The organism is Streptomyces thermodiastaticus (assembly GCF_014656135.1).
GTDB classification, from domain to species: Bacteria; Actinomycetota; Actinomycetes; order Streptomycetales; family Streptomycetaceae; genus Streptomyces; species Streptomyces thermodiastaticus.
This window is the reverse complement of record NZ_BNBV01000001.1, coordinates 155,458-178,925: the sequence shown is the minus strand read 5'-3', so window position 1 is coordinate 178,925 and position 23,468 is coordinate 155,458. Positions and strand designations below refer to the sequence as shown.

Sequence of the window (23,468 nt, the reverse complement as noted above, 5' to 3'; positions counted from 1 at the left end):
ATGACCCGTATCGGATACGCGCCCGGTGTCTTCGACCTGTTCCACATCGGGCACCTCACCCTTCTGCGCCGGGCGCGCCGCCACTGCGACCGGCTGATCGCCGGGGTCGTCTCCGACGAGCTGGTCGAACGTCTCAAGGGCAGACCGCCGGTCGTCCCGCTCGCCGAACGGCTGGCCATCGTCGACAGCCTGCGCTGCGTCGACATGGCCGTCGTCGAGTCGGAGGAGGACAAGGTGGAGATGTGGAAGCGGATCGGCTTCCACATCATCTTCAAAGGGGACGACTGGCAGGGGACGCCCAAGTGGCAGGCGCTGGAGAGGCGTTTCGCACAGCTCGGCGTCGACGTCGTCTACTTCCCGTACACCGCGCACACCTCCAGCTCACTGCTGCGCAGCTCCCTGGAGCTGCTCTGCCGCACCGGGGCGCCGCAGATCCCGGCGGCGCAGCTCCCGGAACCACTTGACCAGGAAGGCCGCGCACAGCAGACAGTGAGCCGGCAGCAGGGCGCAGTAGACGGAGAGGAAGGCCTGCTGACGGCACAGAGCTAGGAAGGCCAGGCACAGCACGCCGTGGTCGGCCGGCAGGAGCAGCACCGACCGCAGCACCGGTGCCGGCCGGTCCGCGAGCCGCGCCGCCCCCGCCGGTGCCGGGACCGCCGTGCGCCGCTTGAGCTGCTCCGCCAGGATCCCGCCGAAGAAGAGCACCACGGCGGACAGCGCGAAGAGCAGCGGCGCGAGCAGCAGGGCCGGGCTCGGCAGCGAGAAGAACCGGTGGAACGCCACCGCCACCACCAGGTGGACGGTGACGGTCTTGGCGCAGTCCAGCACATGGTCCAGCCACTCTCCGGACGGGGCGGCCGAGCGCTGCGCGCGGGCCAGCTGGCCGTCCGCGGAGTCCAGGGCGAACCCCACGAGCAGGGCCGCGCAGACGCACACCGCGAGCACCGGCCCGGGCCGCACCAGCGCCACGGCGGCCAGCGCGGGAAAGGTGAACAGGGCGCCGAGCACCGTCACCTGATGGGGTGTCGCCCCGGCCCGCAGCGCCAGCGCCGCCAGCACCCGGCCGGCCGGACGGTTGACGAACAGGGTGTAGGCCGGCACTCCCCGGGCGGGCTTCTGCGCCACCGCCAGGTGCCGGAGCGTCTCGGTGAAACCGGTCACGGCCCTCCTTCAACCGGACAACGGAAACGTGCAGAAAAGTAATGAATCGGTGGAAAGAAGAAGATTATGGCAGAGCGGGGTGGGCCGGGCGTCCGGTCAGCCGCCGGAGGCTGCTGCGTGGCGGCGCCTCGGCCGTGGCCGGCTCCGCCGTGACCGCCGTGGCTGTGTGCGCTCCTGGTGCGTTCGCCGTCCCCGGCCCTCCGGTGACGGCATCGACCGCGGTGGACCTCGGCCTTCTGGGCGCGGCGGGCGACGGACCGGCCGACGACAGCCCGGCCTTGACCGGGCGGGCACAGGACCACCGGTTCACCGCGTGCGAGTGGGCGGTGGAGCGGGAGCACGGGCGCGGGCTCAGCGGCGCGGACACCAACTCCGAGACGCTGCGCAGCCGTCCGGCCCGCGACGCCGCCGTCGCCCCGGACGGCGGCCCGGTCCCCTCCGTCCGGTTCGTCGACTGCCTCGGCCCGGCACCCCGACCGCCGCACCCGCGGCCCGAGCCGGGTCGGCGGCGCACGGCCCCGGCAGCCGCGACCGGACACCCTTCCGCACCACCCCGGGTCACTCGTGGGAGGGACCTCTCGGCCCCGGTGGACCGGTGGCGGGCACACCGGCCCGCAAGCTCACTGCTGTCCGCAGTCCCGCCGGCGGGAAACGGCCCGCCGGCGGGGACAACGCGGCGCGGCGGTCATCGCCCGGGGCACGGGACGTCACGGACACGGCCCAGGACCCACCCTCCGTCTTCCCCCGGGTCCGCCGCGTCGCCGCGCAGCGCGCGTCCTTCGAGCAGCCCCGTACCGCAGCCGGCCGTGTCGGTTCCGTCGGGCAGCACACGGCCGCGCCACGACAGGAAAGGCAGAACAGGATGTCACGCTCGGCGCATTCGGCGGTGATTCGGATCCGTCCGTGCACCGCCGCGCTCACCGCGGCCGCGGCCCTCACGGCCGTCGGCACCGCCGGCCCGCCCGCGACGGCCGAAGGCACTCCCGCCGAACCTCGCGGGGGAGGCGCACCGGCCGCGATCCGCACGCTCACGGACGGCCTGACGACGCCCTGGGGCATCGCGTTCCTGCCCGGCCGCACCACGGCGCTGGTCACCGAACGCAACACCGGCGTGGTCTGGAAGATCGGCCCGGACGGCCGCAAGCAGAAGGCCGGCACCGTGCCGAACGCGGTGTGGGACAAGGAGACGGAGGACAAGGGCGGCCTGCTCGGTGTCGCCGTGTCACCGACCTGGAACGGCACCAGCGACCAGGACGTGTTCTTCATGGAGACCACACGGCAGGACAACCGCGTGGTCAGGATGCGCTTCGACGGCACCCGCCTCAGCGGCTACACCCCCGTCCTGACCGGCATCGTCCGGGACACCCAGCTCAACGGCGGAACCATCGCCTTCGGACCCGACCGGTACCTGTACGTCGCCACCGGCGACGCCCGCAAAGGCACCCTGGCCCAGGACAAGAAGTCGCTCAACGGCAAGATCCTGCGGATCACCAAGAGCGGCGCCGCGGCACCCGGCAACCCGTTCGGCAACCGGGTCTACAGCTACGGCCACCGCAACGTGCAAGGACTCGCCTGGGACAAGGCCGGACGGCTGTGGTCCACCGAGATCGGCGAGAACCGCTGGGACGAACTCAACCTGATCAAACCGGGCAAGAACTACGGCTGGCCCACCTGCGAGGGCTCCTGCTCCGTCGCCGGCATGACCAACCCGAAGATGGTCTGGAAACCCGACGAGGGCGGCGTGCCCGCGCAGATCGCGGTCGTCGACGACGTCCTGTACGTCTCCACGCTCAAGGGCCGCCGGCTGTGGCGGCTGCCCCTCGACTCCACCGGCCAGGACGTCGGCACGCCGACCGCCCACTACAACGGCACCTACGGCCGCCTGCGGGCGCTGGCCAAGGTCCCCGGCTCCCGCACGCTCTGGCTGGGCACCAGCGACCGCGGCACCGGGAAGGACCTCCTGCTGCGGGTGACCGTCACGTGACAGACCCCTCCCGCACCGGGAGGTGACCACCCACCGTCGTCAGAAAGGAAGGCACGCACCATGACCGACGTCGTCGGACAACCGGAGCAGCCCGCCGGCACCGCCGGCGAGGAGGCCGCCCCGAGCGCGTGGCAGACACCGGGATACACGGTCGTCGACACCGCGCTCGAGGTCACCGCCTACTCCCTCAGCGTCCGCTAGCCCCGGCATGCTGCTGCGGGTACTCGGTACCGCGGCCGGCGGCGGCATCCCCCAGTGGAACTGCGCGTGCCCCGGATGCTCCGGGGCACGCGCCCACCCCGGACGCCGCCGCCGGCACGCCTCGCTGGCCGTCCGCGTCGGCGAGGGCCGCTGGTACCTCGTCAACGCCACCCCCGACATCGGCGACCAGATCGAGGCCCACCCGGACCTGCACCCGGGACCCGGAGCCCGGCAGACACCGGTCGCCGGGGTCGTCCTCACCGACGCCGAACTCGACCACACGCTGGGCCTGTGGCGGCTGCGCGAGGCGGACCGCCTGGAGATCGCCGCCACCGCCCCGGTGCGCGAGGCCGTCGAGGAACGTCTGCGGCTCGGCGAGGTCCTCACCCCCTACACCACCGTGATCTGGCGGGAGCTGGACACCCGGAGGACCGTGCCGCTCGATCCCGCCGGATCCGGCGTGCGGATCGGCGCCGTCCCCGTCTCCGGCAAACGCCCGCGCTACGCCGCCGGCGCACCCGGCCACGACGCCTGGGTCGTCGCGCTGCGGCTGCACGACCCGGCCACCGGCCGCACCGCCCTGTACGCCCCGGCTGTCGCCGCCTGGCCGGACGCCCTGCACCGGGCCGCTGCCGAGGCCGACTGCGTCATCGTCGACGGCACCTTCTGGGACGAGGAGGAACCCCGCCGCACCGGCATCTCCTCCCGCACCGCCACCGGCATGGGCCACCTGCCCATCGACGGCCCCGAGGGCACCGCCCGCATCCTCGCCACGCTGCCCGGCCGCTGCCTGTACACCCACCTGAACAACACCAATCCCCTCCTCGACCCCGCCGCGCCGGAGCACAAACACCTCGCACGGCTGGGCCTCGAGGTGGCCGACGACACCATGGTGATCGAGCTGTGACCACGACCCTCGCCCCGCCGGTACAACCCTGGACCCGCACCGAGTTCGAGGCCCGCCTGCGCGCCGTGGGCCAGGAGCGGTACCACGACCGCCACCCGTTCAACCTGCGCATGCACCAGGGCGACCTCAGCAAGGAGGAGGTGCGCTGCTGGATCGCCAACCGCTTCCACTACCAGCGCCACATCCCCGTCAAGGACGCGCTGATCGTCGCCAAGCTGGACGAGCCGCGACTGCGGCGCATGTGGCTGCGGCGCATCGAGGACCACGACGGACGCCGGGAGGGCGAGGGCGGCATCGAACGCTGGCTGCGGCTCGGCGAGGCGGCCGGCCTCGACCGCGCGACTCTGCTGTCGGGCGAGACCGTGCTGCCCGGTGTCCGGATGGCCGTCGAGGGCTACGTCAACTTCTGCAGGCTGCGCTCACCCCTGGAGGCCGTCGCCGCCTCGCTCACCGAGCTGACCGCACCCGACCTGATGCTCCGGCGCATCGAGGCGTTCGAACGCCACTACACCTGGATCGCACCGGACGGGCTCGCGTACTTCCGCGCCCGCGTCGACCAGGGCCGGCGGGACAGCACCGAGGCACTGGACCTGGTCCTTCAGTGGGCCCGCACCTGCGAGCAGCAGGAACAGGCCCTGGCCGCGCTGTCCTTCAAGTGCGACGTGCTCTGGGCGCTGCTCGACGCGGTGGAGCAGCACACCCGGCAGGACGCCCGCAGCCCGCGGAGCGGCGCGCGGGAGCGGGTGTGACACCGGAAGCGGCGTCCGGCTGGCGTCCGGCGCTCGCCCCGGCGCTGAGGCTCCGTCACGACCCGGTGCGCGGCAAGGATCTGCTGGTCCTGCCGGAACGTGTGGTCGTCCTCGAAGGCAGCGGCGGCACGGTCGTCGGCCTGTGCGACGGCACCCGCACCGTGCAGGGCATCGTCGGCGAACTGGCCGAGCGATTCCCCGGCGCACCGGTCGCCGCGACCGTCCCCGCCTTCCTCGACAGCCTCCGGCGGGAGGGCTGGCTGACATGACCGCCCCCTCCGCCTTTTCGCCCCCGCCCCCGTGGGCGCTGCTCGCCGAACTCACCCACGCCTGCCCCTTGCACTGCCCCTACTGCTCCAACCCGCTCGACCTCGCCCGCCGCTCCCGTGAGCTGACCACCGAGGAGTGGGAGGACGTGCTGCGGCAGGCCGGTGAGCTGGGCGTCGTGCACACCCACCTGTCCGGCGGCGAGCCGCTGCTGCGCCCGGACCTGGAGCGGATCGTGGCCGCCGCCGAGGACGCCGGCATCTACACCCAGCTGGTCACCAGCGGCACCGGACTGGACGAGGCCCGGCTGGCCGCGCTCACCGCGGCCGGACTGCGCAGCGTCCAGCTGTCCGTCCAGCACGCGGACCCCCGGGCCGGCGACCGCATCGCCGGACGCGCAGGCTCCTTCGCCGCGAAGGAACACGCGGCGAGGCTGGTCCGCCGTGCCGGGCTGCCGCTCGGCCTGAACGTCGTGCTCCACCGCGGCAACCTCGACGCCGTCGACGCCCTCCTCGACCTCGCCGTGGCCTGGGGCGCGGACCGTGTCGAACTGGCCAACACCCAGTACTACGGCTGGGGCCTGCTCAACCGGGCCGCGCTGATGCCCACCCGCGACCAGCTGGCCCGTGCCCGTCAGACCGTGGAACGCCGCCGGGAGCAGCTCGCCGGCCGAACCGACCTGGTGTGGGTGGTCCCCGACTACTTCGACGGCGTGGCCAAGCCCTGCATGGGCGGCTGGGGAGCGGTCTCGCTCACCGTCGCCCCGGACGGCACCGTCCTGCCGTGCCCGGCCGCCGCCTCGATCCCCGGCCTGGACCCGCCCGGCGTCCGTGACCACCCGCTGGCCTGGATCTGGCGGCATTCCCCGGCCTTCAACCGTTTCCGCGGCACCGACTGGATGACCGGCCCGTGCCGCGGCTGCCCCCGCCGCGAGGAGGACTTCGGCGGCTGCCGCTGCCAGGCCTTCGCTCTCACCGGCGACGCCGCCCGCACCGACCCGGCCTGCGCGCTGTCCCCGGACCACCATCTGGTGCGCGAGCAGACCGAGGCGGACCGGGCCGTCGCGCCGCCGTACGTCTACCGCCGGCCCGGTGCGGCCCCGCTGCCCGCACCGGCCCGCGCCGCTGTCACGGAGGACGCCTGAGCCCGCCGGTGACGGGCCGGCCGGTGTTCCCGCACCGGTCCGAGTCTGCGGAGCCGGCCACCTGCCCGACCGGCACCAGGGGCTCGGGCATCGGCCCGGCTCGCCGGTCCGCGCGCAGCGGATCAACACCGCGCGCACGGCCCGGCCCAGCGCCTCGACGTCCGCCCAGCCGGTGTCGCCGAGCATCGGCGCCCCGCCCAGGCCGCCCCTGGCGTCCGCGACGGGCGCGGTGCACGGGCCCGCGCCCAGCAGGCCGGCGAACAGCTCGCCGGTCACCCGGGCCTCGGGCCACGGAGCGGCAGGCGTACTCCGGTGGCGCGCTCCGCAGCACGGCCCGGCGGACCAGGCCACGCGCCTCGGGCATCTGAGGCAGCAGCCGGACGACAGGGCGCCCGCCGACTGGCCGAACACGGTGACGTCGTCCGGTTCCCCGCTCCCACCCGGCGATGCGGTCCCGGAGTCAGCGCAGCGCCTGAAGCTGGTCGAACAGGCCGAGGTTGCCCTCGCCGACGCCGTCCAGGACGAGGTAGCAAAGCGAACCGAGCCGGTAGTTCGGGCGTACGACCACCACGTCGCCCTCGGCGGCGAGGGCGGCGCCGTCGTACCAGCCGAGCAGACCGCCGCCGCCGCTGAAACCGCCGCCATGGAAGAAGACCAGGACCGGCCTGAGGCACGTTGCCGCCCGCGGGAGCGGTGACGACGCGCTGGAGGCAGTCCTCGCCCCGCGGCCTGGCGCGGTGCGCTCGTGACGTCCTGCCCGCCCGCCGGAACCGAGGTCCCCTTACGGCCGGGACGCCTCCGCTTCCGTGGCCGGGGCCAGCCGGGTGCCCTCGTCGGTGAGGGCGACCGGCGATCCGGTGCGCGCCGAGCGGTCGGCCGCGATGCCGGTCAGGACGCTGCGCAGCCCGTCGCGGTAGCCGGCCCGGCGGCCCAGCGGGTCGTCGCCGGTGCCGCGCAGCAGGTCGTCGAGCATGAGGGCGTCCCCGCCGCCGTGGCCGCCCTCGCCGCGCACGATCGGGATCTCCTCCGGCTGCTTCCAGTGCTCCTGCACGGTGAGCCGTTCGTGCTCCCCGTCCTGCCCGCCCGCGGCGGTGGAATCGAGCGCGGTGCCGGGCGGTGTCCAGCGCCGTTCGCAGACCTCCAGCTCCAGCCGGCCCCGGGTGCCGGTGACGGCCACCCGGTAGCCCTCACAGGGGGCGTAGGCGGTCAGGGAGTAGGTCAGCACCGACCGGTTGCCGTAGCGGACCAGCACGGACATGGTGTCGTCGATGTCGACACCCGCGCCGAACGGGTCCAGATCGCGGTGGTAGCCGTCCTCGTGCTCGGCGTCCAGGTAGAGGGCCTTCAGCCGGGGGTCGGCGCTCAGGTCCAGCAGAAACGGATCACGGCCGAGCGTGGGCGCCCGGTGGGCGCGCGGCGGGCGGGGCGCGGCGGACCGGGCGGCCCCGGCGCCGTCGTCCCCGTAGAAGCGGCGGTCGGTCTGGGCGAAGACCCGCACCGGGTGACTGCCCAGCCACCAGTTCACCAGGTCGAAGTGGTGCGTGGACTTGTGCACCAGCAGACCGCCGGAGTTCGCGCGCCGCCGGTGCCAGCGGCGGAAGTAGTCGGCGCCGTGGACGGTGTCCAGCATCCACTCGAAGTGCACGGCGGTCACCTCGCCGATCCGTCCCTCGGCCAGCAGCGCCCGCACCGCCGCATTGCGCGGCGAGTAACGGTAGTTGAACGCCACGGTGAGCCGCCCGCCGCTGCGCTCGGCCGCCTCGGCGATACGGGCGCAGCCCGCCTCGTCGACGGTCAGCGGCTTCTCCACCACCACGTCGGCACCCGCGTCCAGGGCGGCGCACACATAGCGGGCGTGCGTGGCGTCCGGGGAGGTGACGACGACGGTGTCCGCGGAGGCGAGGACCGTGTCCAGGTCCTCGGGACCGTAGCAGGGCACGCCCGGATGCCCGGCCGCCCGGGCGCGGTCCGCGTAGTAGGCCATGCGCGTGCGGTTGGTGTCGCAGAACGCCACGAGCCGCCCGGTGTCGCTCCAGTCGCCGAGCAGGGCGTCCACGTACAGCTGCGCACGGTGGCCGAGACCGATGACCGCGTGACGGCGGGACGGCATGGGTTCCTCCTGAGGGCGGCGAGGCGGTGGGCGGGGCGGGCAGGTGACGGGCGGCGGCGGGACGGCACGCACCGGCGGGCCGGGTCCCCGCGGACGGAGCGCGGGAACGCGAGGGTCGTTGGAACGATTCAGAGCGGAGCCTAGGACACACCCGGGCGCCTGAACAGGGTGCCGAGCCGATCGGTGCTCCGGACTCGGCTGCTCGGAAGACCGCCACCCGGCGGTGCCGGCGAGTCGACTGGTGATCGTTCTGAACGCTTTCAATCGGCGGCATCTGCGGCAGACCGGTTGACGGCCTCCCTCGGCGGCGTGATTATCCTCCGGCGCGTTGAATCTCGTTGATTCCTGTTCGAACGCGGGGAGAGGTGGTGATCTCCCGCCACCGCTGCCGCCGGCCGGCCCGGCCTTCCCGCGCGGAGCACCGCACGCCCCCGCCGCCGCACGAAACCGCCACCGCACCGCACGTCCTCCGCACCGACCGGATCGGCCGTCCCGGCCGGGATGCCCGGTCCGCGGCCGCCGACGTCACCGAGGAGACGACCCGTGGAACTGTCCCGTCGCGCCTTCACCGCCCTGACCGGCGCCGCGGCTCTCACCGCCGCCCTGCCGGCCACCGCGTCCGCACAGCCGGTCCCCGCCCGAGGTGCCGGCGGCGCGCGTGCCGCACGGCACACCGTCGCCTTCGACCGCCACTCGCTCCTGATCGACGGACGCCGGGTCCCCCTGTGGTCCGGGGAGATGCACCCCTTCCGGCTGCCCAGCCCCTCGCTGTGGCGGGACGTGCTGCAGAAGATGCGCGCGAGCGGCTACAACGCGGTGTCGATCTACGCCTCCTGGGCCTACCACTCGCCGGCGCCCGGCCGTTACGACTTCACCGGCGTGCGCGACCTGGGCCGGTTCCTCGACATGGCCGCCGAGGCCGGGCTGTGGGTCATCGCCCGGCCGGGCCCGTACATCAACGCCGAGACCGACGGGGGAGGGTTCCCCGGCTGGCTGACCGTCACCCGCGGCCACGCACGCACCAGCGACCCGGAGTACCTCAGATACGCCGACGAGTGGCTCACCGCGGTCGACGCGGTGATCGAGCCGCGTCAGTACACCAAGGGCGGGGGCACGGTCGTGCTCTACCAGCTGGAGAACGAGTACGCCTCCTATGTCACCAGCGCCACCGGCCGGGACTACATGGCGCACCTGTACGCCAAGGTCCGCTCCGACGGCATCGACGTGCCGTTGTTCCACAACGACAAGGGACGCAACGGCTACTGGGTCCCCGGGTCCTTCTCCACGGGGGAGGAGAGCGGCCGTTACCTGTACGCCTTCGACGGCTATCCGTCCGCGAGCGGCAACCCGCCGGACTGGGGGTTCTTCGGGCCGGGAGGCCCCAAGGGCGGCTCCACCGCCAGCCCCGACACCCCCGGATTCCTAGCCGAGTTCGCGGGCGGCTGGTTCGACTGCTGGGGCGGGGCCGTCTTCGGCGGGAAGGGCTACGAGGGCTCGCGGGCGGAGCGCGACGCGGCCTACGAGCGCCGTTTCTACCTGACCAACCTCGCCAACGGCATCAGCATCCACAACGTGTACATGACCTTCGGCGGCACCTCCTGGGGCTGGCAGCCCGCCCCCGTCGTCTACACCTCCTACGACTACGGGGCCGCCTTCGACGAGGCCCGCAACCTCACCGCCAAGATCCCGCCGATGAAGCAGACCGGCTCGATGCTGGCCTCCTTCCCGGAACTGGCCCGGCTGGAGCGGGCCGAGGACACCGTTGCGAGCGAGGCGGACGTGCGGGTCTACCACCTGACCGCCTCCGGCCCCGGGGCGCACGTGTACTTCCTGCGCAACGACACCGGCCGCGACCTCACCTGCACCCTGCCGGTGACCACGACGGCCGGCACCCGGACCGTCCCGGTCCGGGAGGGCGGACTGCGGGTCGCCGCGAAAGACATGACGATGCTGGCCACCGGTCTTTCCCTGGGCCGGCGTTCCCTGCTGTACACCACCGCCCAGCCGATGTGGCAGGCCAGAGGCCCCGTGCGGGACCTCGCCGTCCTCACCGGCCGCCCCGGCGACCCGGTCGAGGTCGTCCTGCACTGCCGCACCCGGCCCACCGTGTCGACGGCCGGCGGCAGCGCCGAGGCGGTGCACGACGCGGAGGCGGGCACCCTGCGGATCAACGCCCACCTGGACGGGCTGACCCGCGTCCGCATCGAGGGCGGCGGGCAGGACGTGCCGCTGCTGCTGTTCCTGGCCGACGACACCGCGGTGGCCACGCTCTGGCCCCGCGGCACGGACGCCGCCGCCGTGCTCGTCAGCGGGCCCGCCCTGGTGCGCGACGCCCGGATCACCGGCACCACCGTCCACCTCACCGGCGACACCACTGCCCCGAGCGAGCTGACGGTCTGGTCGCCGTCCCGGATCCGCACGGTCCGGTGGAACGGCCGGCACGTCCCCGTCACCGCCACCGCCCTCGGCGGCCTCGCCGCCCGCAGCCGGCTGGCCGGCCCGCCCGCCGTGTTGCTGCCCGGCCTGACCGGCTGGCGCTACGCCCCCGAGAACCCCGAGGCCGCCCCGGACTTCGACGACCGTGACTGGCGGGTCTGCGACCTGACCACCAGCCACAGCACCACCGAGGTGCCCGCCGGCCAGCCCGCCGTGCTGTTCGCCGACGACTACGGTTTCCACTACGGCGACGTCTGGTACCGGGCGCAAGTGGCCGACGCCGGCGACGCGCGGACGCTCTTGCTGACCTACCAGGCCGGCACCCTCGGCCTGCTGATGGCCTGGTGGGACGGCCGGCCGCTGGGCACCCACCGGCTGCCCGTGCCCACCGCGGACCAGGCGACCCGGAGCACCTGGTCCGACACGGCCACCTTCACCGTGCCCGCCGATCTGCGCGGGCCCGGCCCGCACACGGTCGCCGTGCTGGTGCGCCGCATGGCCCACGCGGAGGACGGCGGCGCCGACGACGCCTTCGCATCGGCGCGTGGCCTGACCGCCGCCACGCTCGACGGCACGCCGCTGACCTGGCGCATCCAGGGCGCGGCCGCCGCCGACCCGGTGCGCGGGCCGCTCAACACCGGCGGCCTGTACGGTGAACGCCACGGCTGGCATCTGCCCGGCTACCCCGACCGGTCGTGGCAGCCGGTGACCCTGCCGCACACCCACACCCGGCAGGGCGTGGCCTGGTACCGCACCGAGTTCCGGCTGTCCGTCGACCGCGGCACCGACGCCTCGCTCGGCCTGACCTTCACCGACGATCCGTCCCGTCCCTACCGGGTGCAGATCTTCCTCAACGGCTGGAACCTCGGCCAGTACGTCAATGACGTCGGCCCCCAGCACACCTTCGTCCTGCCCAACGGCATCCTCGACCCCCGCGGCAGCAACACCCTGGCGCTCGCCGTCCTGTCCGACGGCACCGCGCCCGCGGGCCCGCCGCAGCCCGTCCTCACCGTGCTGGGTCTCGCCTCCGGCGGAGTCCCGGTCGAAAAGGTTCCCTCACCGGCATACCACCGCCGCTGAGCACGCCCCGCCGCCCGGCGGACACGGCTGGTCACGGACACGGCCGGGACCCCGGACACCCGACGTCCCGGCCGGCTGCTCATGGCAGTCGCAAATACTTGCGCAACGCAACGACATGGTAGCCTGGGTATATGCCCACTGCATCGCCGCCCCCCGGCCCCGTCTCCGCCGAAGTGGCCGAGATCGAGCGCGCACTGACCCGCATCACCTACCTGAGCACGCGAGCCCGGCAGCACGACAGACTCATGGGCCTGGCCGGGGTGCCGCTGGACCGCGCCGCGGTCGCACTGCTGCGCCAGATCGCCGACTGCACCCCGCAGCGGCCGAGCGAGCTGGCCCACCGCCTCGGGGTGGAGGCCTCGCATGTGACCCGCACGGTGCAGCAGCTGGAGCGGTCCGGCTACGTCAGCCGCGTCCCCGATCCCGACGACCGCCGCGCCCAGCGGATCCGGCTCACCGGGCAGGGGCGCGACGCCATCGGCCGCATCCGCGAGGCCGGAGCCCGCGGCATGGAGGCCGCCCTGTCCGGCTGGTCCGCGGAAGAACTGCGCCAGCTCGCCACCCTGTTCCACCGCATGGTCGACGACTTCCTGGCGTACGCGAAAGCCGCGGACACCGAGCAGGACACCAAGGACACCGCCGCCGCGGCGTCGCGCACCGCGTGACCGGAGCACCCGCTCGAGTGCGGTAGTGTGAGGGCGCGCGATCACGCGGGCCACCGCGGGAGCGCATCGGGACGTGGCGCAGCTTGGTAGCGCACTTGACTGGGGGTCAAGGGGTCGCAGGTTCAAATCCTGTCGTCCCGACTCGTGAGAGTTCGTCAGCCCGAGGGGCCGTGTCCGGAACCGTCCGGTACGGCCCTTCGGGTGTTCTTGCCTCCCGTCAGCCGAGCCGGACGGTGATTGGCTGAGTGACACCTCCGGTCCCGGACAGGCCGGCGAAGCCCAGCCGCAGGGCCTCACCGGTGGACGCGGAGACCACCGTGCCGGGCCGGGAGGCGATGCTGCGGACCGGACGGTGCCAGGTCACGGTACACACACGGCTGTCGCACGGTTGCTGTGCCGCGGTGATCCGGTCGTCGTCCAGCACGTCGTGCGGCAGCGACCTCGCCGGCCCGCTTCTCCAGCACCCCGCACGCCACCGGGCGCGCAAGGTGTCGGACACATCGTCACCGCCACCGCCGGTCGCGCCGGTGTCCGCGCCGGCCGGGGCACCGCTCAGCCCGAGCGACAGGCACCCGGGCGAGGCACGGGACGCGAAGCGGCCGCCGGACCGCCGGTGCACCACACCCGGTGAGTCGCCGCCGTCCGCAGACCGAGATCTCCCCTTGACTGCGTCACCCGGCGGATCGACACTCCATGGAGGAATCCTAGTGAACGGGTAGGGAATCATGGGGAGTGGTGAGCAGAGGGCCGGCCGGGCCGGCCGTGCGCCGCGTTTCTCGCTCCTGCTGACCTGCCGTCGCCACATCGACCTGCTGCGTGTGTGCAGTGCGCTGAGCTCTTCCTCCGGCCCTGTCGTCCGCTGTCCGCTCGCTGCGTGACAGGGCCTCGCCTCGGCTGAGCCGCGCCCCGGCAGTGCCGCCGGCCGCAGCGGCTGAGACACCCTCCACCGTCTGACCCGCACGCCTGTCCCGCGCGTGCCGTACCCGGGGAGACCCATGTCCGTCACACCGCCGGCCGTCCACCGTTCCGCCGAGCCCACCCCGGTCTTCCGGGGCCGCATCAAAGACGATCCGCGCAGCGGCCACTGGGTCGTTCCGCGCCGCTACCGCCTGCACGTGTCCACCGCCTGTCCGCAGGGCCTGCGGATCGCCGTCACGCACAGCCTGCTCGGCGTCGGCGACACCTGTCCGCTGGTCGAACTGCCCGCCGTGCCCGACTGTCCGGACGGCGGGCACGCCGCACTGCGCCCGCTGTACGAGGCCGGCGCTCACCACTACCCGGGACCGGCCCTCGCCCCGGTGCTCGCCGACGACTGGTCCGGGCGGATCGTCAGCAACCACGCCCCCGACATCCTGCGCGACCTCGACCGGTGTTTCGGCGACGGCCGGGCGCCGCTGTACCCGTGCGGCGCCGAGGCGGACATCGAGGCCGTCGAGCGGCTGTGCACCCACGACATCGACGAGGCCGCCCAGCGTGCCGGACAGGCCGACAGCAGCCCCGCCGAGCGCGCCGCGGCCCTGCGGCTGCTGCTGTGCGCGCTGGACGAACTGGAACGGCGCCTGGACGGCCGGAACTTCCTGACCGGTGATCGGCTCACCGCCGCCGACGTGACCGCCTGGGCCACTCTGGTGCAGCTCGACACCGTGCACCGCCACCACCTCGACGCCGCCGCCGTGCACCGCATCGCCGACCACCCCGCGCTGTGGGCACACGCCCGCCGGCTGACCGCCCACCCGGCCTTCGGCGCCCACCTCGACCTCGTCGGCATCGCCCGCCGGCACCGCGCGGCCTGTCGCGGCCTGGAGGCGGCCGGCGCGGCCGTGCAGATCCTCGACTGGGCCGCCCACGCCCGCGGCGCCCGCGACACCCGGCGCGCCTGAGGGGGGTCCACCAGGTGGACCCGGCGTTGACTTTCCAGCGCACACCTGACTTACTTACGGCCCAGAAAGGTCAGCGGGGCACCCGTGTCCCGTACCGGGCCTCACTCCCGGACACCGCTGCGGGCACACACAGGGCCGCAGTGGACGCCAGGCCTCTCCCACGACAGGTGACGGACATGGACGCAGCTTCCCGGACGGCCGCCGGGCGCACCCCGGGCCGTGTCGCGCCGTCCCCACGTCTGCTCGTGGCCGACCGCGCCGTCGACCTGCTCCGCGTCAGCAGCGCACTGTGTACCGCGCCGGGCCGTGCCCGCCGCCTGGGCTGACGTCCGTCCCGCAGCCCGTTTGAGCCACGTCCCTGCCGCGCCGCGCCGCCGCGGCGTGCGGCTCTCCGCCCACCCCTGACCTTCGCGCCGCACCGCGCGCCCGCTCCTGTGTGCCGGCCCCGGCCGCCGCCGCGGGACGGCGCGCGAACGCGGCATCCGTGCCCGGTCGGGGGTGTCCGACCCCGCCGGAGCCCCTCCATGAGCGAAACACCCGGCGCCGCCGTGCCCCTCGTCGAGGCACAGCCCGGCGCCGTACCGTCCACTCCGCCCCTCGCCGTCCAGCGCGTCCTGCCCCAGCGTCACCTCGGCCGGTGGATCGCCACCGCGGTGGTGCTGGTGCTGCTCGCCCAGTTCGTGCACGGGCTGGCCACGAACCCCTTCTACCAGTGGGACCGGTTCGGCTACTGGTTCCTGCGCCCGGCCATCCTCGACGGCCTGGTCATCACCCTGGAGGTCACAGCGCTCAGCGCCGTGCTGGGCCTGCTCGGCGGCATCGTGATCGCCCTGGCCCGGCTGTCCTCGAGCCCCGTGCTGCGGGCCGTGGGCTGGACCTATGTGTGGGTCCTGCGGTCCGTCCCGCTGATCGTGGTGCTGATCTTCCTGTACAACTTCTCCGCCCTGTACCGGACGCTCAGCATCGGTGTCCCGTTCGGGCCGGCCTTCTTCCGCTTCGACGAATCGCGGCTGGCCACCGACATGGTCGTCGCCGTCGTCGGCCTCAGCCTCAACGAGGCGGCCTACGCCGCCGAGGTCGTCCGCGGTGGCATCCTCTCCGTCGACCAGGGCCAGTACGAGGCGGCCGCCGCCCTCGGCCTGTCCCGGTACCGCCGCTTCACCCGGATCGTCTTCCCGCAGGCCCTGCGCAGCATCGTGCCGAACTACGTCAACCAGCTCATCGGCCTGATCAAGAGCACGTCGCTGGTCTTCTACGTCTCGTTGCTCGACCTGTTCGGCGCGGCACAGACCATGGGCTCCACCTATCCCGGCGACATCGTGCCGCTGCTGCTGGTGGTCACCGTCTGGTACCTGATCCTGACCAGCGCCGTCTCCGTCGTCCAGTACTACGTCGAACGGCACCACGCCCGCGGCGGCCGGCGCGCCCTGCCGCCGACACCGCCGCAACGGCTGCGGGCAGCGCTCAGCGGCCTGCGGGCCCGCATCCGCCGCGAGGCCGCCGTATGACCGGCCGCCCGCCGCACCGCCGGCTGCCGGACGGCACGCACCCCGCACCGTCCGCACCCCTTCCGTCACCGCACCACCGACCCCGAGGACGAGCCATGCCCAACCGCCGACCCCACCGCCGAAGTTCGCGCGCCCTGACGGCAGCCACAGCCGCTGCGTGCCTCGCCGCGCTGCTCACCGCGTGCGGAGGCGACAGCGACGCCGCCACCACGGCCGGCGCCGGGGCACCCGGTACCGTCACCGTGGGACGCCTGTCCAACGGGGCCGCCCGGCAGACCACGCTCACCGTGCCCGAGGTGAAGGAACTGCACGGCCGGTTGCCCGAGGCCGTACGGAAGAAGGGCACGCTCGTCATCGCGGTCGGCGCACTGCCGTCCGGTTTTCCGCCGCTGGCGTACGTCGGCGCCGACCAGAAGACCCTGACCGGGGCCGAACCCGACCTCGGCCGGCTGGTCGCCGCCGTCCTCGGACTCAAGCCCGAACTGCGCAACTCCACCTGGGAGAACATGTTCGTCGCGCTCGACAGCGGCAAGGCCGACGTGGCCTTCTCCAACGTCACCGACACCGAGGAACGCAAGCGGAAGTACGAGTTCGCCTCCTACCGGAAGGACAACCTCGCCTTCGAGGTCCCGAAGACGAGCACCTGGACCTTCAGCGGCGACTACCACGCCCTGGCCGGCAAGACCGTCGCCGTCGGCTCCGGCACCAACCAGGAGCGGATCCTGCTGGAGTGGAAGGCCAAGCTGGCCAAGGAGGGCAAGAAGCTCACCGTCAAGTACTTCCAGGACTCCAACAGCACCTACCTCGCCCTGGCCGGCGGGAAGATCGACGCCTATCTCGGCCCGAACCCCGGCATCTCCTACCACGTCCGGCAGACCGCCGGCACACCCCGCGCGACCCGCAGCGCCGGCACGTTCTCCGGCGCCGGCGAGACCCTGCAGGGGCTGATCGCGGCCACCGCGAAGAAGGGCAGCGGCCTGGCCGAGCCCGTCGCCGCCGCCATCGACCACCTCATCGGCAACGGGCAGTACGCGCAGTGGCTCGCCGCCTGGAACCTCTCCGACGAGGCCGTGACCCGGGCCCAGGTCGACCCGCCGGGACTGCCCCTGGACAACACCTGATCGTCACACCGGAGTTCACGGTGGCCGCCGCAGACCGGCGCCCACCACCGCAGACGACCGACCGCCTCACACCACCGCAGACGACCGAAGAAAGGCACCCCCCCGTGTCATCGACCGACTCTCACCTGCATCTCGCCGCGGCCCTGGACGGCACCGGATGGCACCCGGCCTCGTGGCGCGAACCGGTGTCCCGGCCTCGTGAGCTGTTCACCGCCGGCTACTGGGCCGACCTGGTCGCCGAGGCCGAACGCGGCCTGCTCGACTTCGTGACCATCGAGGACGGCCTCGGCCCGCAGTCCACCCACCGCTTCGAGCCCGACGACCGCACCGACCAGGTCCGCGGCCGGCTCGACGCCGTTCTGATCGCCTCCCGCGTCGCCCCGCTGACCCGGCACATCGGCCTCGTGCCGACCGTGGTGGCCACCCACACCGAGCCGTTCCACATCTCCAAGGCGATCGCCACCCTCGACTACGTCAGCACCGGACGCGCCGGGCTGCGGGTGCAGATCTCCGCACGGCCCGACGAGGCCGCCCACTTCGGCCGGCGCACCGTCCCCCGGATCGACACCTGGGACAGCCCGGCCGCCCAGGAGACCCTCACCGAGCTGTTCGACGAGGCCGCCGACTACGTGGAGGTGGTGCGCAGGCTCTGGGACAGCTGGGAGGACGACGCCGAGATCCGCGACGTGGCCACCGGCCGGTTCATCGACCGCGACAAGCTGCACTACATCGACTTCCACGGCCGGTTCTTCAGCGTCAAGGGCCCCTCCATCACCCCGCGCCCGCCCCAGGGACAGCCGCCGGTCACCGCCCTCGCCCACGGCACCGTCCCCTACCGGCTCCTCGCCCGCCAGGCCGACATCGGCTACGTCACCCCGCACGACGCCGCACAGGCCCGCGCGATCGTCGACGGAATCCGCGCCGAACAGCAGGCGGCCGGCCGTGCCGACGAGCCCCTGCACGTCTTCGCCGACCTCGTCGTCTTCCTCGACGACAGCCAGGCCCGGGCCGAGGCCCGCCGCGACCGGCTCGACACGCTCGCCGGACAGCCGTACACCAGCGACGCCCGCATCGTCACCGGCACCGCCGCACAGCTGGCCGACGTGATCGAGGAGCTGGCGGCCGAGGGGATCACCGGCTTCCGGCTGCGCCCCGCCGTGGCCGGCCACGACCTGCCCCGCATCGGCCGCGACCTGGTGCCCGAACTGCGGCGCCGCGGCCGCTTCCGCGACACCTACGAAGCCTCCACCCTGCGCGGCCTGCTCGGTCTCGCCCGCCCCGCCAACCGCTACGCGAAGGCCGTCGCCTGACCGCCCGAGCGACTTCCACCAGGACTGGAGACCGCACCATGAGCACACCGCTGAAGCAGATCCACCTCGCCGCCCACTTCCCCGGCGTGAACAACACCACCGTGTGGAGCGACCCCGCCGCCGGCAGCCACATCGAGTTCTCCTCCTTCGTCCACTTCGCGCGCACCGCCGAACGCGCGAAGTTCGACTTCCTGTTCCTCGCCGAGGGGCTGCGCCTGCGCGAACAGGGCGGAAAGATCTACGACCTGGACGTGGTGGGCCGCCCCGACACCTTCACCGTCCTCGCCGCGCTCGCCGCCGTCACCGACCGGCTCGGCCTGACCGGCACCATCAACTCCACCTTCAACGAGCCCTACGAGGTGGCCCGCCAGTTCGCCAGCCTGGACCATCTCTCCGGCGGCCGCTCCGCCTGGAACGTCGTCACCTCCTGGGACGCCTTCACCGGCGAGAACTTCCGCCGGGGCGGCTTCCTGCCGCAGGAGGAGCGCTACTCGCGCGCCAAGGAGTTCCTCGCCACCGCGAACGAACTGCTCGACTCCTGGCACGGGGACGAGATCGTCGCCGACCAAGCCACCGGCACCTTCCTGAAGGACGCCCGCGCCGGCGCCTTCGTGCACCGCGGCAAGCACTTCGACATCCACGGCCGGTTCAACGTGCCGCGCTCCCCGCAGGGCCGCCCGGTGATCTTCCAGGCCGGCGACTCCGACGAGGGACGGGAGTTCGCCGCCGCCGGCGCCGACGCCATCTTCAGCCGGCACGCCACCCTGCGCGAGGGCCAGGCCTTCTACAAGGACGTGAAGTCCCGCCTCGCCGCCTACGGCCGCCGCCCCGACCAGCTGCTCATCCTGCCCGCCGCGACCTTCGTGCTCGGCGACACCGACGCCGAGGCCGAGGAGATCGCCCGCGAGGTGCGCCGCAAGCAGGTCAGCGGCGCCACCGCCCTCAAGCACCTGGAGTTCGTCTGGAACCGCGACCTGTCGGCCTACGACCCGGACGGGCCGCTGCCCGACGTCGACCCGGTCGTCGGCGACGACCACATCGCCAAGGGACGCGCCCAGGTCCGCATGTACCGCGACCCGGTCGCCGTCGCCCGTGAGTGGCGGCAACTGGCCGAGGCCAACAACTGGTCCATCCGCGACCTGGTGATCAACACCGGCAACCGGCAGACCTTCGTCGGATCCCCCGAGACCGTCGCCCGTACCATCAACGAGTTCGTGCAGGCCGACGCCGCCGACGGCTTCATCCTGGTCCCGCACATCACCCCCGGCGGCCTCGACCCCTTCGCCGACAAGGTCGTGCCGCTGCTGCAGGAACGGGGCGTCTTCCGCGCCGACTACGAGGGCACCACCCTGCGCGACCACCTCGGCCTCGCCCACCCCGACGAGGCGCGCACCGAGCGGGCGGCGTCGTGAAGTTCCTCGCCATCACCCTGATCGTGAACCGGCCCGACCCGGTCACCGGCGTCCTCATGTCCCCCCAGGAGCGCTTCCAGGAAGTGCTGCGCAGCGCACAGCTCGCCGAGGCACTGGGCTTCGACGGCTTCGGCGTGGGGGAGCGGCACGAGTGGCCGTTCCTGTCCTCCGCGCCGACGGTGGTGCTCAGCCACATCGCCGCCCTGACACGGCGCATCCGGCTGTTCACCGCCGTGACCACCCTGAGCCTGCTCGACCCGGTGCGCGCCTGTGAGGACTACGCCACCTTGGACCATCTCTCCGGCGGACGGCTGGAGATGATCATCGGCAAGGGCAACGGCACGGCCCAGCGGGAGCTGTTCCACGTCACCCCCGAGGACCAGTGGGAGCGCAACGCCGAGAGCTACGAGGTGTTCCGGCGGCTGTGGCGGGAGTCGAAGGTGACCGCCGACACCCGGTTCCGGCCGCCGCTGAAGGACGCCGAGGTGTGGCCGCGGCCCTACCAGCAGCCCGTGCGGGTCTGGCACGGCAGCGCCACCAGCAGGCAGAGCGTGGACCTGGCCGCCCGCTACGGCGACCCGCTGTTCTCCGCCAACGTCACCCACCCCGCCGAGCCGTATGCCGAGCTCATCCGCCACTACCGCCGGCGCTGGGAGCACTACGGGCACGACCCGGCGCACATCGCCGTGGGCGCCGGCTCGGCCGGCCTGTGCGTGGCCCGCACCTCCCAGGAGGCGCTGGCCGCCTACCGCCCCGTCTTCGAGAGCGATCTCGCCTACCAGAGGAAGGCGGGACGGCCCGTCGTCTTCGAGACGCTGGAGGACTTCGTGGAGCGCAGCTCCGCCCTCATCGGCAGCCCCCAGCAGGTCGTCGACAAGGTGCACCGCTACCACGAGCAGTTCGGGCACACCGTGCTGCACGTCCCCGCGGACGCCGCCGGGCTCGGCCCCGCACGGCACCGGCAGTCCCTGGAGCTGTTCCAGGGCGAGGTGGCGCCCGTGCTGCGCACGGAGATACCCGACCCGCCCTTCGCCTGGGCGCCGGTGCTGCCGCCGGCCGAGCCCGCCACACCGTCCGCCGGCCGCTGACACAGCCCGGCGCCCGGCCCCCCGAGTACGCCGGGCGGATCGACGACATCCTGGCGCTGCTCGCCGGCACCTACCGCTTACCGGACGGGCTCCAGGCGCACGCGGTGCCGGGCGAGGGCGCGCAGGTGCGGGTGTGCCGGACGAGGCCCGCCGCCACGTCCGGACCGAGGAGGAGCGGCAGCTGGTCGCGGACCGCGTCGAGACGCAGGTCACCGGCTCGCCCGGCCGCGTCGCCGACCAGCTGGAGCAGCCGCAGGAGGCCACGGACGCCGACGAGCCGCTCATCACCACGATCACGCCGACCGGGTGCGCTCCTACGGCTGCCGGCCGAGGAATGGCGGCGCCGCCACTGAGCACCGCACGGTGCGGCCGGCCGGACCGGCACCCCGACGGGGCCGTCACCCTCCCCCGAGAGGTGGCGGCCCCGTCAGGTCCCCCGGTGCCGGACCGCGGCCGACGTGCGCACCGGCAGCCCGCAGTGGCGGCTGTGACACCAGCTTGTCGCCGGCCCGTCCCCGGCGCCTGAGCCGAGGGCTGCTCAAGTCGGGCTGTATCAAAACTGAGTAGCCGGGGTCTGTCTGGTGTGAAGACCTACGACCACCGTGATGCACACCCCCTCGACGAGCCCTGGCCGTTCACCGGGCGGGCGGACGAACTCGACCTGATCCGACGGTCGGTGGCCGCCGGCCGGCCCGGCCTGGTGGTGACCGGACCGGCAGGCCGCGGCAAGACCAGACTGGTGCTGGAGGCCGTCCGCGGCACCGACTGGGCCCGCGTCACCGGGACGCCCGCGGCCCGCCGGATCCCGTTCGCGGCCTTCGCGCACCTGATGCCCGGGCCGGTCACCCTGCCCCGCGCGCTGCGGCTGCTGTCCGGGACGCGGCTGCTGCTGGTCGACGACGCCCACCTGCTCGACGACGCCTCGGCCGCGCTGGTGCACCAGCTCGCCGTGCACGGCCGCACCCGGCTGCTGGTCGTCGCAGCCGACGACACCGAGGTGCCCGAGGCGATCGAGCGGCTGTGGACGGGCGAGCTGCTGCCCCGCCTCGCTCTGCGCCCGCTGCCCTCGCAGGACACCGGCCGGCTGGTGGCGGCCGGGGCCGGCGGCGACGTCGAGCCGTTCACCGCGCACCGGCTGCACCGGCTGTGCCAGGGCGATCTGCGGCTGCTGCGCGACCTGCTCGGCGCGCTGACCCGGCGCGGGCTGCTCGCCCGGGACGAGGACACCGGCGTCCGGTCCTGGCGGGGGCCGCTGCCGCTGACCGACGCCGTCCGCGACCGGGCCGCCCGTGTCCTGGACGGGGCCCGCGCAGAGGAGCGGGAGATGCTCGAACGCCTCGCCTTCGCCGAGCCGCTGCCGCTCGACACGGACGGTGCCGACCTGCGGATCCTGGAGGACCTGGAGGCCGAGGGCCTGGTCCGGGCCGACGAGCACGGCACGGTCCGGCTCGCCCACCCGCTGCACGGACCGGCGCTGCGGGCCGCCGCAGGCGTGCTGCGGGCCCGGCGCCTCGGCCGCGACCCGCGGCGGCACGAGCACGCCCTGCACGCCGAACAGGCCGCGCTGGCCGATGCGATCGACCGCGGTGACGTGCGCGACGTGTCCGCACCGGTGGGGGAGTGGCTGGTGGAGCACGGGGTGCCGGTCCCGGCCGGGTACACGGCCGTGCGGGCCCGGCTGTGCCGGCTGCGGGGCGAGCTGCGGCAGGCCGTCGCCTGGGCCCGCGAGGGACTGCGGACGGCACCGGGCGACCCCGGGTGCGGGACGGAACTGGTCCTGGCGTCCGCCCAGTGCGGCCAGACGGTGCCCGAGGACGGCACGGCGGCGTCCGGGGCGCGGGCCGCGACCTGGCGGGCCGCAGCCTCCGGCGACGTGGCGGGCGCCCTGCGATGCGTGGACGACACCGACCCGGCCTCCCTCTACGACGCCGTCCGCCTCGGCGCCCCCGAACGGGCCGTCGAGCGCCTGCACGGCCACGGCCCGTTCGCCCGGCACGCCGAGGCCCTGGCCCGCGGCGACGGCGCCGCGGTGGACCGGGCGGCCGAGGAACTGGAGCGGCGCGGCCTGCTGCTGTTCGCGGCCGAGGCGCACGCCCAGGCCGCACGCCTCCACCGCAACCCCGCCGCCGCCCGCCGCTCCCGGATGCGCGCGCTCGCCCTCGCCCGCCGCTGCCCCGGCGCCCGCACCCCGGCGCTCGCCTGTCTGGTGCTCGGCGAACTCACCGGCCGGCAGCGGCAGATCGTCGCCCTGGCGGCGGCCGGGCTGAGCAACCGGCAGATCGCCGAACGCCTCACCCTGTCCGTGCGCACCGTCGGCAACCATCTGCACAGCGCCTACACCCGGCTCGGCTCCGGCGACCGGGCGGCACTGCCCGAGCTGCTCGCCCACTCCGCCTGAGCGGCAGCAGCCTGGGCCCGGCCCGGCACGCCGGTGCACGGGCCGGG

20 protein-coding genes, 1 tRNA gene and 1 pseudogene are annotated in these 23,468 nt (G+C 73.9%); 18 read left to right on the top strand and 4 right to left on the bottom strand.

The features are described from left to right. Nucleotides 1-438: pseudogene (locus tag IE286_RS00780) on the top strand (FAD synthase family protein); the annotation flags it as partial. On the opposite strand, the gene IE286_RS00775 reads toward IE286_RS00780, so the two are convergent. Further along, nucleotides 382-1,161: a CDP-alcohol phosphatidyltransferase family protein gene (locus IE286_RS00775; protein ID WP_229861898.1), complete on the bottom strand. Its 780-nt coding sequence runs from the start codon at nt 1,159-1,161 to the stop codon at nt 382-384. The pseudogene IE286_RS00780 and the gene IE286_RS00775 sit on opposite strands and share 57 nt — an antisense overlap. An 886-nt stretch (nt 1,162-2,047) precedes the next feature. On the opposite strand from IE286_RS00775, the gene IE286_RS00770 reads away from it, so the two are divergent. Genes IE286_RS00770 through pqqE form a run of 6 tightly spaced genes read left to right on the top strand, consistent with a single transcriptional unit; the run spans nt 2,048 to nt 6,413 of the window. Beyond that, nucleotides 2,048-3,145: a PQQ-dependent sugar dehydrogenase gene (locus tag IE286_RS00770; protein WP_229861897.1), complete on the top strand. Its 1,098-nt coding sequence runs from the start codon at nt 2,048-2,050 to the stop codon at nt 3,143-3,145. Between the two features lie 60 nt (nt 3,146-3,205). Then, nucleotides 3,206-3,346: a pyrroloquinoline quinone precursor peptide PqqA gene (pqqA, locus tag IE286_RS00765; protein ID WP_189794565.1), complete on the top strand. Its 141-nt coding sequence runs from the start codon at nt 3,206-3,208 to the stop codon at nt 3,344-3,346. Between the two features lie 7 nt (nt 3,347-3,353). Further along, complete coding sequence (gene pqqB / locus IE286_RS00760) at nt 3,354-4,253, top strand: pyrroloquinoline quinone biosynthesis protein PqqB (RefSeq protein ID WP_189794564.1); 900 nt, start codon at nt 3,354-3,356, stop codon at nt 4,251-4,253. Next, on the top strand, nt 4,250-5,002 hold the full coding sequence (pqqC, locus tag IE286_RS00755; protein ID WP_189794563.1) for a pyrroloquinoline-quinone synthase PqqC: 753 nt from the start codon (nt 4,250-4,252) through the stop codon (nt 5,000-5,002). Before pqqB ends, pqqC begins: the two co-directional genes overlap by 4 nt. Next, a complete protein-coding gene (gene pqqD / locus IE286_RS00750; protein ID WP_189794562.1) occupies nt 4,999-5,271 on the top strand; it encodes a pyrroloquinoline quinone biosynthesis peptide chaperone PqqD in 273 nt (90 codons plus the stop codon). The genes pqqC and pqqD overlap by 4 nt, the downstream gene beginning before the upstream one ends. Continuing rightward, nucleotides 5,268-6,413 (top strand): pyrroloquinoline quinone biosynthesis protein PqqE, encoded by a 1,146-nt coding sequence (gene pqqE, locus IE286_RS00745; RefSeq protein ID WP_189794561.1) that lies wholly within the window; start codon nt 5,268-5,270, stop codon nt 6,411-6,413. The genes pqqD and pqqE overlap by 4 nt, the downstream gene beginning before the upstream one ends. A 460-nt stretch (nt 6,414-6,873) precedes the next feature. On the opposite strand, the gene IE286_RS26960 is transcribed toward pqqE, so the two are convergent. Then, nucleotides 6,874-7,029, bottom strand: coding sequence for a carboxylesterase family protein (locus tag IE286_RS26960; protein ID WP_229861912.1), 156 nt, complete (start codon nt 7,027-7,029; stop codon nt 6,874-6,876). A 165-nt stretch (nt 7,030-7,194) separates the two neighbouring features. Beyond that, entirely contained in the window at nt 7,195-8,523 is a 1,329-nt protein-coding gene (locus IE286_RS00735) for a Gfo/Idh/MocA family protein (protein ID WP_189794560.1), read from the bottom strand. A 543-nt stretch (nt 8,524-9,066) separates the two neighbouring features. Here IE286_RS00735 and IE286_RS00730 point away from each other — a divergent pair. The 3 genes from IE286_RS00730 (at nt 9,067) to IE286_RS00720 (ending at nt 12,845) form a co-directional block, all read left to right on the top strand. Then, nucleotides 9,067-12,039 carry a glycoside hydrolase family 35 protein gene (locus tag IE286_RS00730; RefSeq protein WP_189794559.1) on the top strand — a complete coding sequence of 991 codons (2,973 nt, stop codon included), beginning with the start codon at nt 9,067-9,069 and terminating at the stop codon, nt 12,037-12,039. Between the two features lie 131 nt (nt 12,040-12,170). Continuing rightward, entirely contained in the window at nt 12,171-12,704 is a 534-nt protein-coding gene (locus IE286_RS00725; protein ID WP_189794558.1) for a MarR family winged helix-turn-helix transcriptional regulator, read from the top strand. A 67-nt stretch (nt 12,705-12,771) separates the two neighbouring features. Continuing rightward, nucleotides 12,772-12,845 (top strand) — tRNA-Pro (locus tag IE286_RS00720). 76 nt (nt 12,846-12,921) lie between these two features. Here IE286_RS00720 and IE286_RS00715 read toward each other — a convergent pair. Next, nucleotides 12,922-13,068, bottom strand: coding sequence for a hypothetical protein (locus IE286_RS00715; RefSeq protein WP_189794557.1), 147 nt, complete (start codon nt 13,066-13,068; stop codon nt 12,922-12,924). A gap of 631 nt (nt 13,069-13,699) precedes the next feature. Between IE286_RS00715 and IE286_RS00710 the strand changes: the two genes are divergently transcribed. The 8 genes from IE286_RS00710 (at nt 13,700) to IE286_RS00675 (ending at nt 23,421) form a co-directional block, all read left to right on the top strand. Beyond that, complete coding sequence (locus IE286_RS00710) at nt 13,700-14,584, top strand: glutathione S-transferase C-terminal domain-containing protein (RefSeq protein WP_189794556.1); 885 nt, start codon at nt 13,700-13,702, stop codon at nt 14,582-14,584. Nucleotides 14,585-14,760: 176 nt separating this feature from the next. Continuing rightward, on the top strand, nt 14,761-14,910 hold the full coding sequence (locus IE286_RS00705) for a hypothetical protein (protein ID WP_168131165.1): 150 nt from the start codon (nt 14,761-14,763) through the stop codon (nt 14,908-14,910). A gap of 198 nt (nt 14,911-15,108) precedes the next feature. Then, on the top strand, nt 15,109-16,092 hold the full coding sequence (locus IE286_RS00700) for an amino acid ABC transporter permease (protein ID WP_189794555.1): 984 nt from the start codon (nt 15,109-15,111) through the stop codon (nt 16,090-16,092). Nucleotides 16,093-16,187: 95 nt separating this feature from the next. After that, nucleotides 16,188-17,213 carry an ABC transporter substrate-binding protein gene (locus IE286_RS00695; protein ID WP_189794554.1) on the top strand — a complete coding sequence of 342 codons (1,026 nt, stop codon included), beginning with the start codon at nt 16,188-16,190 and terminating at the stop codon, nt 17,211-17,213. Between the two features lie 104 nt (nt 17,214-17,317). After that, on the top strand, nt 17,318-18,523 hold the full coding sequence (locus IE286_RS00690; protein ID WP_189794553.1) for an LLM class flavin-dependent oxidoreductase: 1,206 nt from the start codon (nt 17,318-17,320) through the stop codon (nt 18,521-18,523). Between the two features lie 38 nt (nt 18,524-18,561). Next, nucleotides 18,562-19,935: an NtaA/DmoA family FMN-dependent monooxygenase gene (locus IE286_RS00685; protein WP_189794552.1), complete on the top strand. Its 1,374-nt coding sequence runs from the start codon at nt 18,562-18,564 to the stop codon at nt 19,933-19,935. Continuing rightward, the gene (locus IE286_RS00680; protein WP_189794551.1) at nt 19,932-21,023 is read left to right on the top strand and encodes an LLM class flavin-dependent oxidoreductase; all 1,092 of its coding nucleotides are present in this window, start codon (nt 19,932-19,934) and stop codon (nt 21,021-21,023) included. The genes IE286_RS00685 and IE286_RS00680 overlap by 4 nt, the downstream gene beginning before the upstream one ends. A 583-nt stretch (nt 21,024-21,606) precedes the next feature. Further along, nucleotides 21,607-23,421 carry a LuxR family transcriptional regulator AbsR2 gene (locus IE286_RS00675; protein ID WP_189794550.1) on the top strand — a complete coding sequence of 605 codons (1,815 nt, stop codon included), beginning with the start codon at nt 21,607-21,609 and terminating at the stop codon, nt 23,419-23,421. The last annotated feature ends 47 nt before the right edge of the window (nt 23,422-23,468 follow it).

What these genes read in the sequence shown, in the direction of transcription:
- pqqA (WP_189794565.1), top strand. Translation starts at nt 3,206, where the DNA reads ATGACCGACGTCGTCGGACAACCGGAGCAGCCCGCCGGCACCGCCGGC.
- pqqB (WP_189794564.1), top strand. Translation starts at nt 3,354, where the DNA reads ATGCTGCTGCGGGTACTCGGTACCGCGGCCGGCGGCGGCATCCCCCAG.
- pqqE (WP_189794561.1), top strand. Translation starts at nt 5,268, where the DNA reads ATGACCGCCCCCTCCGCCTTTTCGCCCCCGCCCCCGTGGGCGCTGCTC.
- IE286_RS00735 (WP_189794560.1), bottom strand. Translation starts at nt 8,523, where the DNA reads ATGCCGTCCCGCCGTCACGCGGTCATCGGTCTCGGCCACCGTGCGCAG.
- IE286_RS00725 (WP_189794558.1), top strand. Translation starts at nt 12,171, where the DNA reads ATGCCCACTGCATCGCCGCCCCCCGGCCCCGTCTCCGCCGAAGTGGCC.
- IE286_RS00710 (WP_189794556.1), top strand. Translation starts at nt 13,700, where the DNA reads ATGTCCGTCACACCGCCGGCCGTCCACCGTTCCGCCGAGCCCACCCCG.
- IE286_RS00705 (WP_168131165.1), top strand. Translation starts at nt 14,761, where the DNA reads ATGGACGCAGCTTCCCGGACGGCCGCCGGGCGCACCCCGGGCCGTGTC.
- IE286_RS00700 (WP_189794555.1), top strand. Translation starts at nt 15,109, where the DNA reads ATGAGCGAAACACCCGGCGCCGCCGTGCCCCTCGTCGAGGCACAGCCC.
- IE286_RS00695 (WP_189794554.1), top strand. Translation starts at nt 16,188, where the DNA reads ATGCCCAACCGCCGACCCCACCGCCGAAGTTCGCGCGCCCTGACGGCA.
- IE286_RS00685 (WP_189794552.1), top strand. Translation starts at nt 18,562, where the DNA reads ATGAGCACACCGCTGAAGCAGATCCACCTCGCCGCCCACTTCCCCGGC.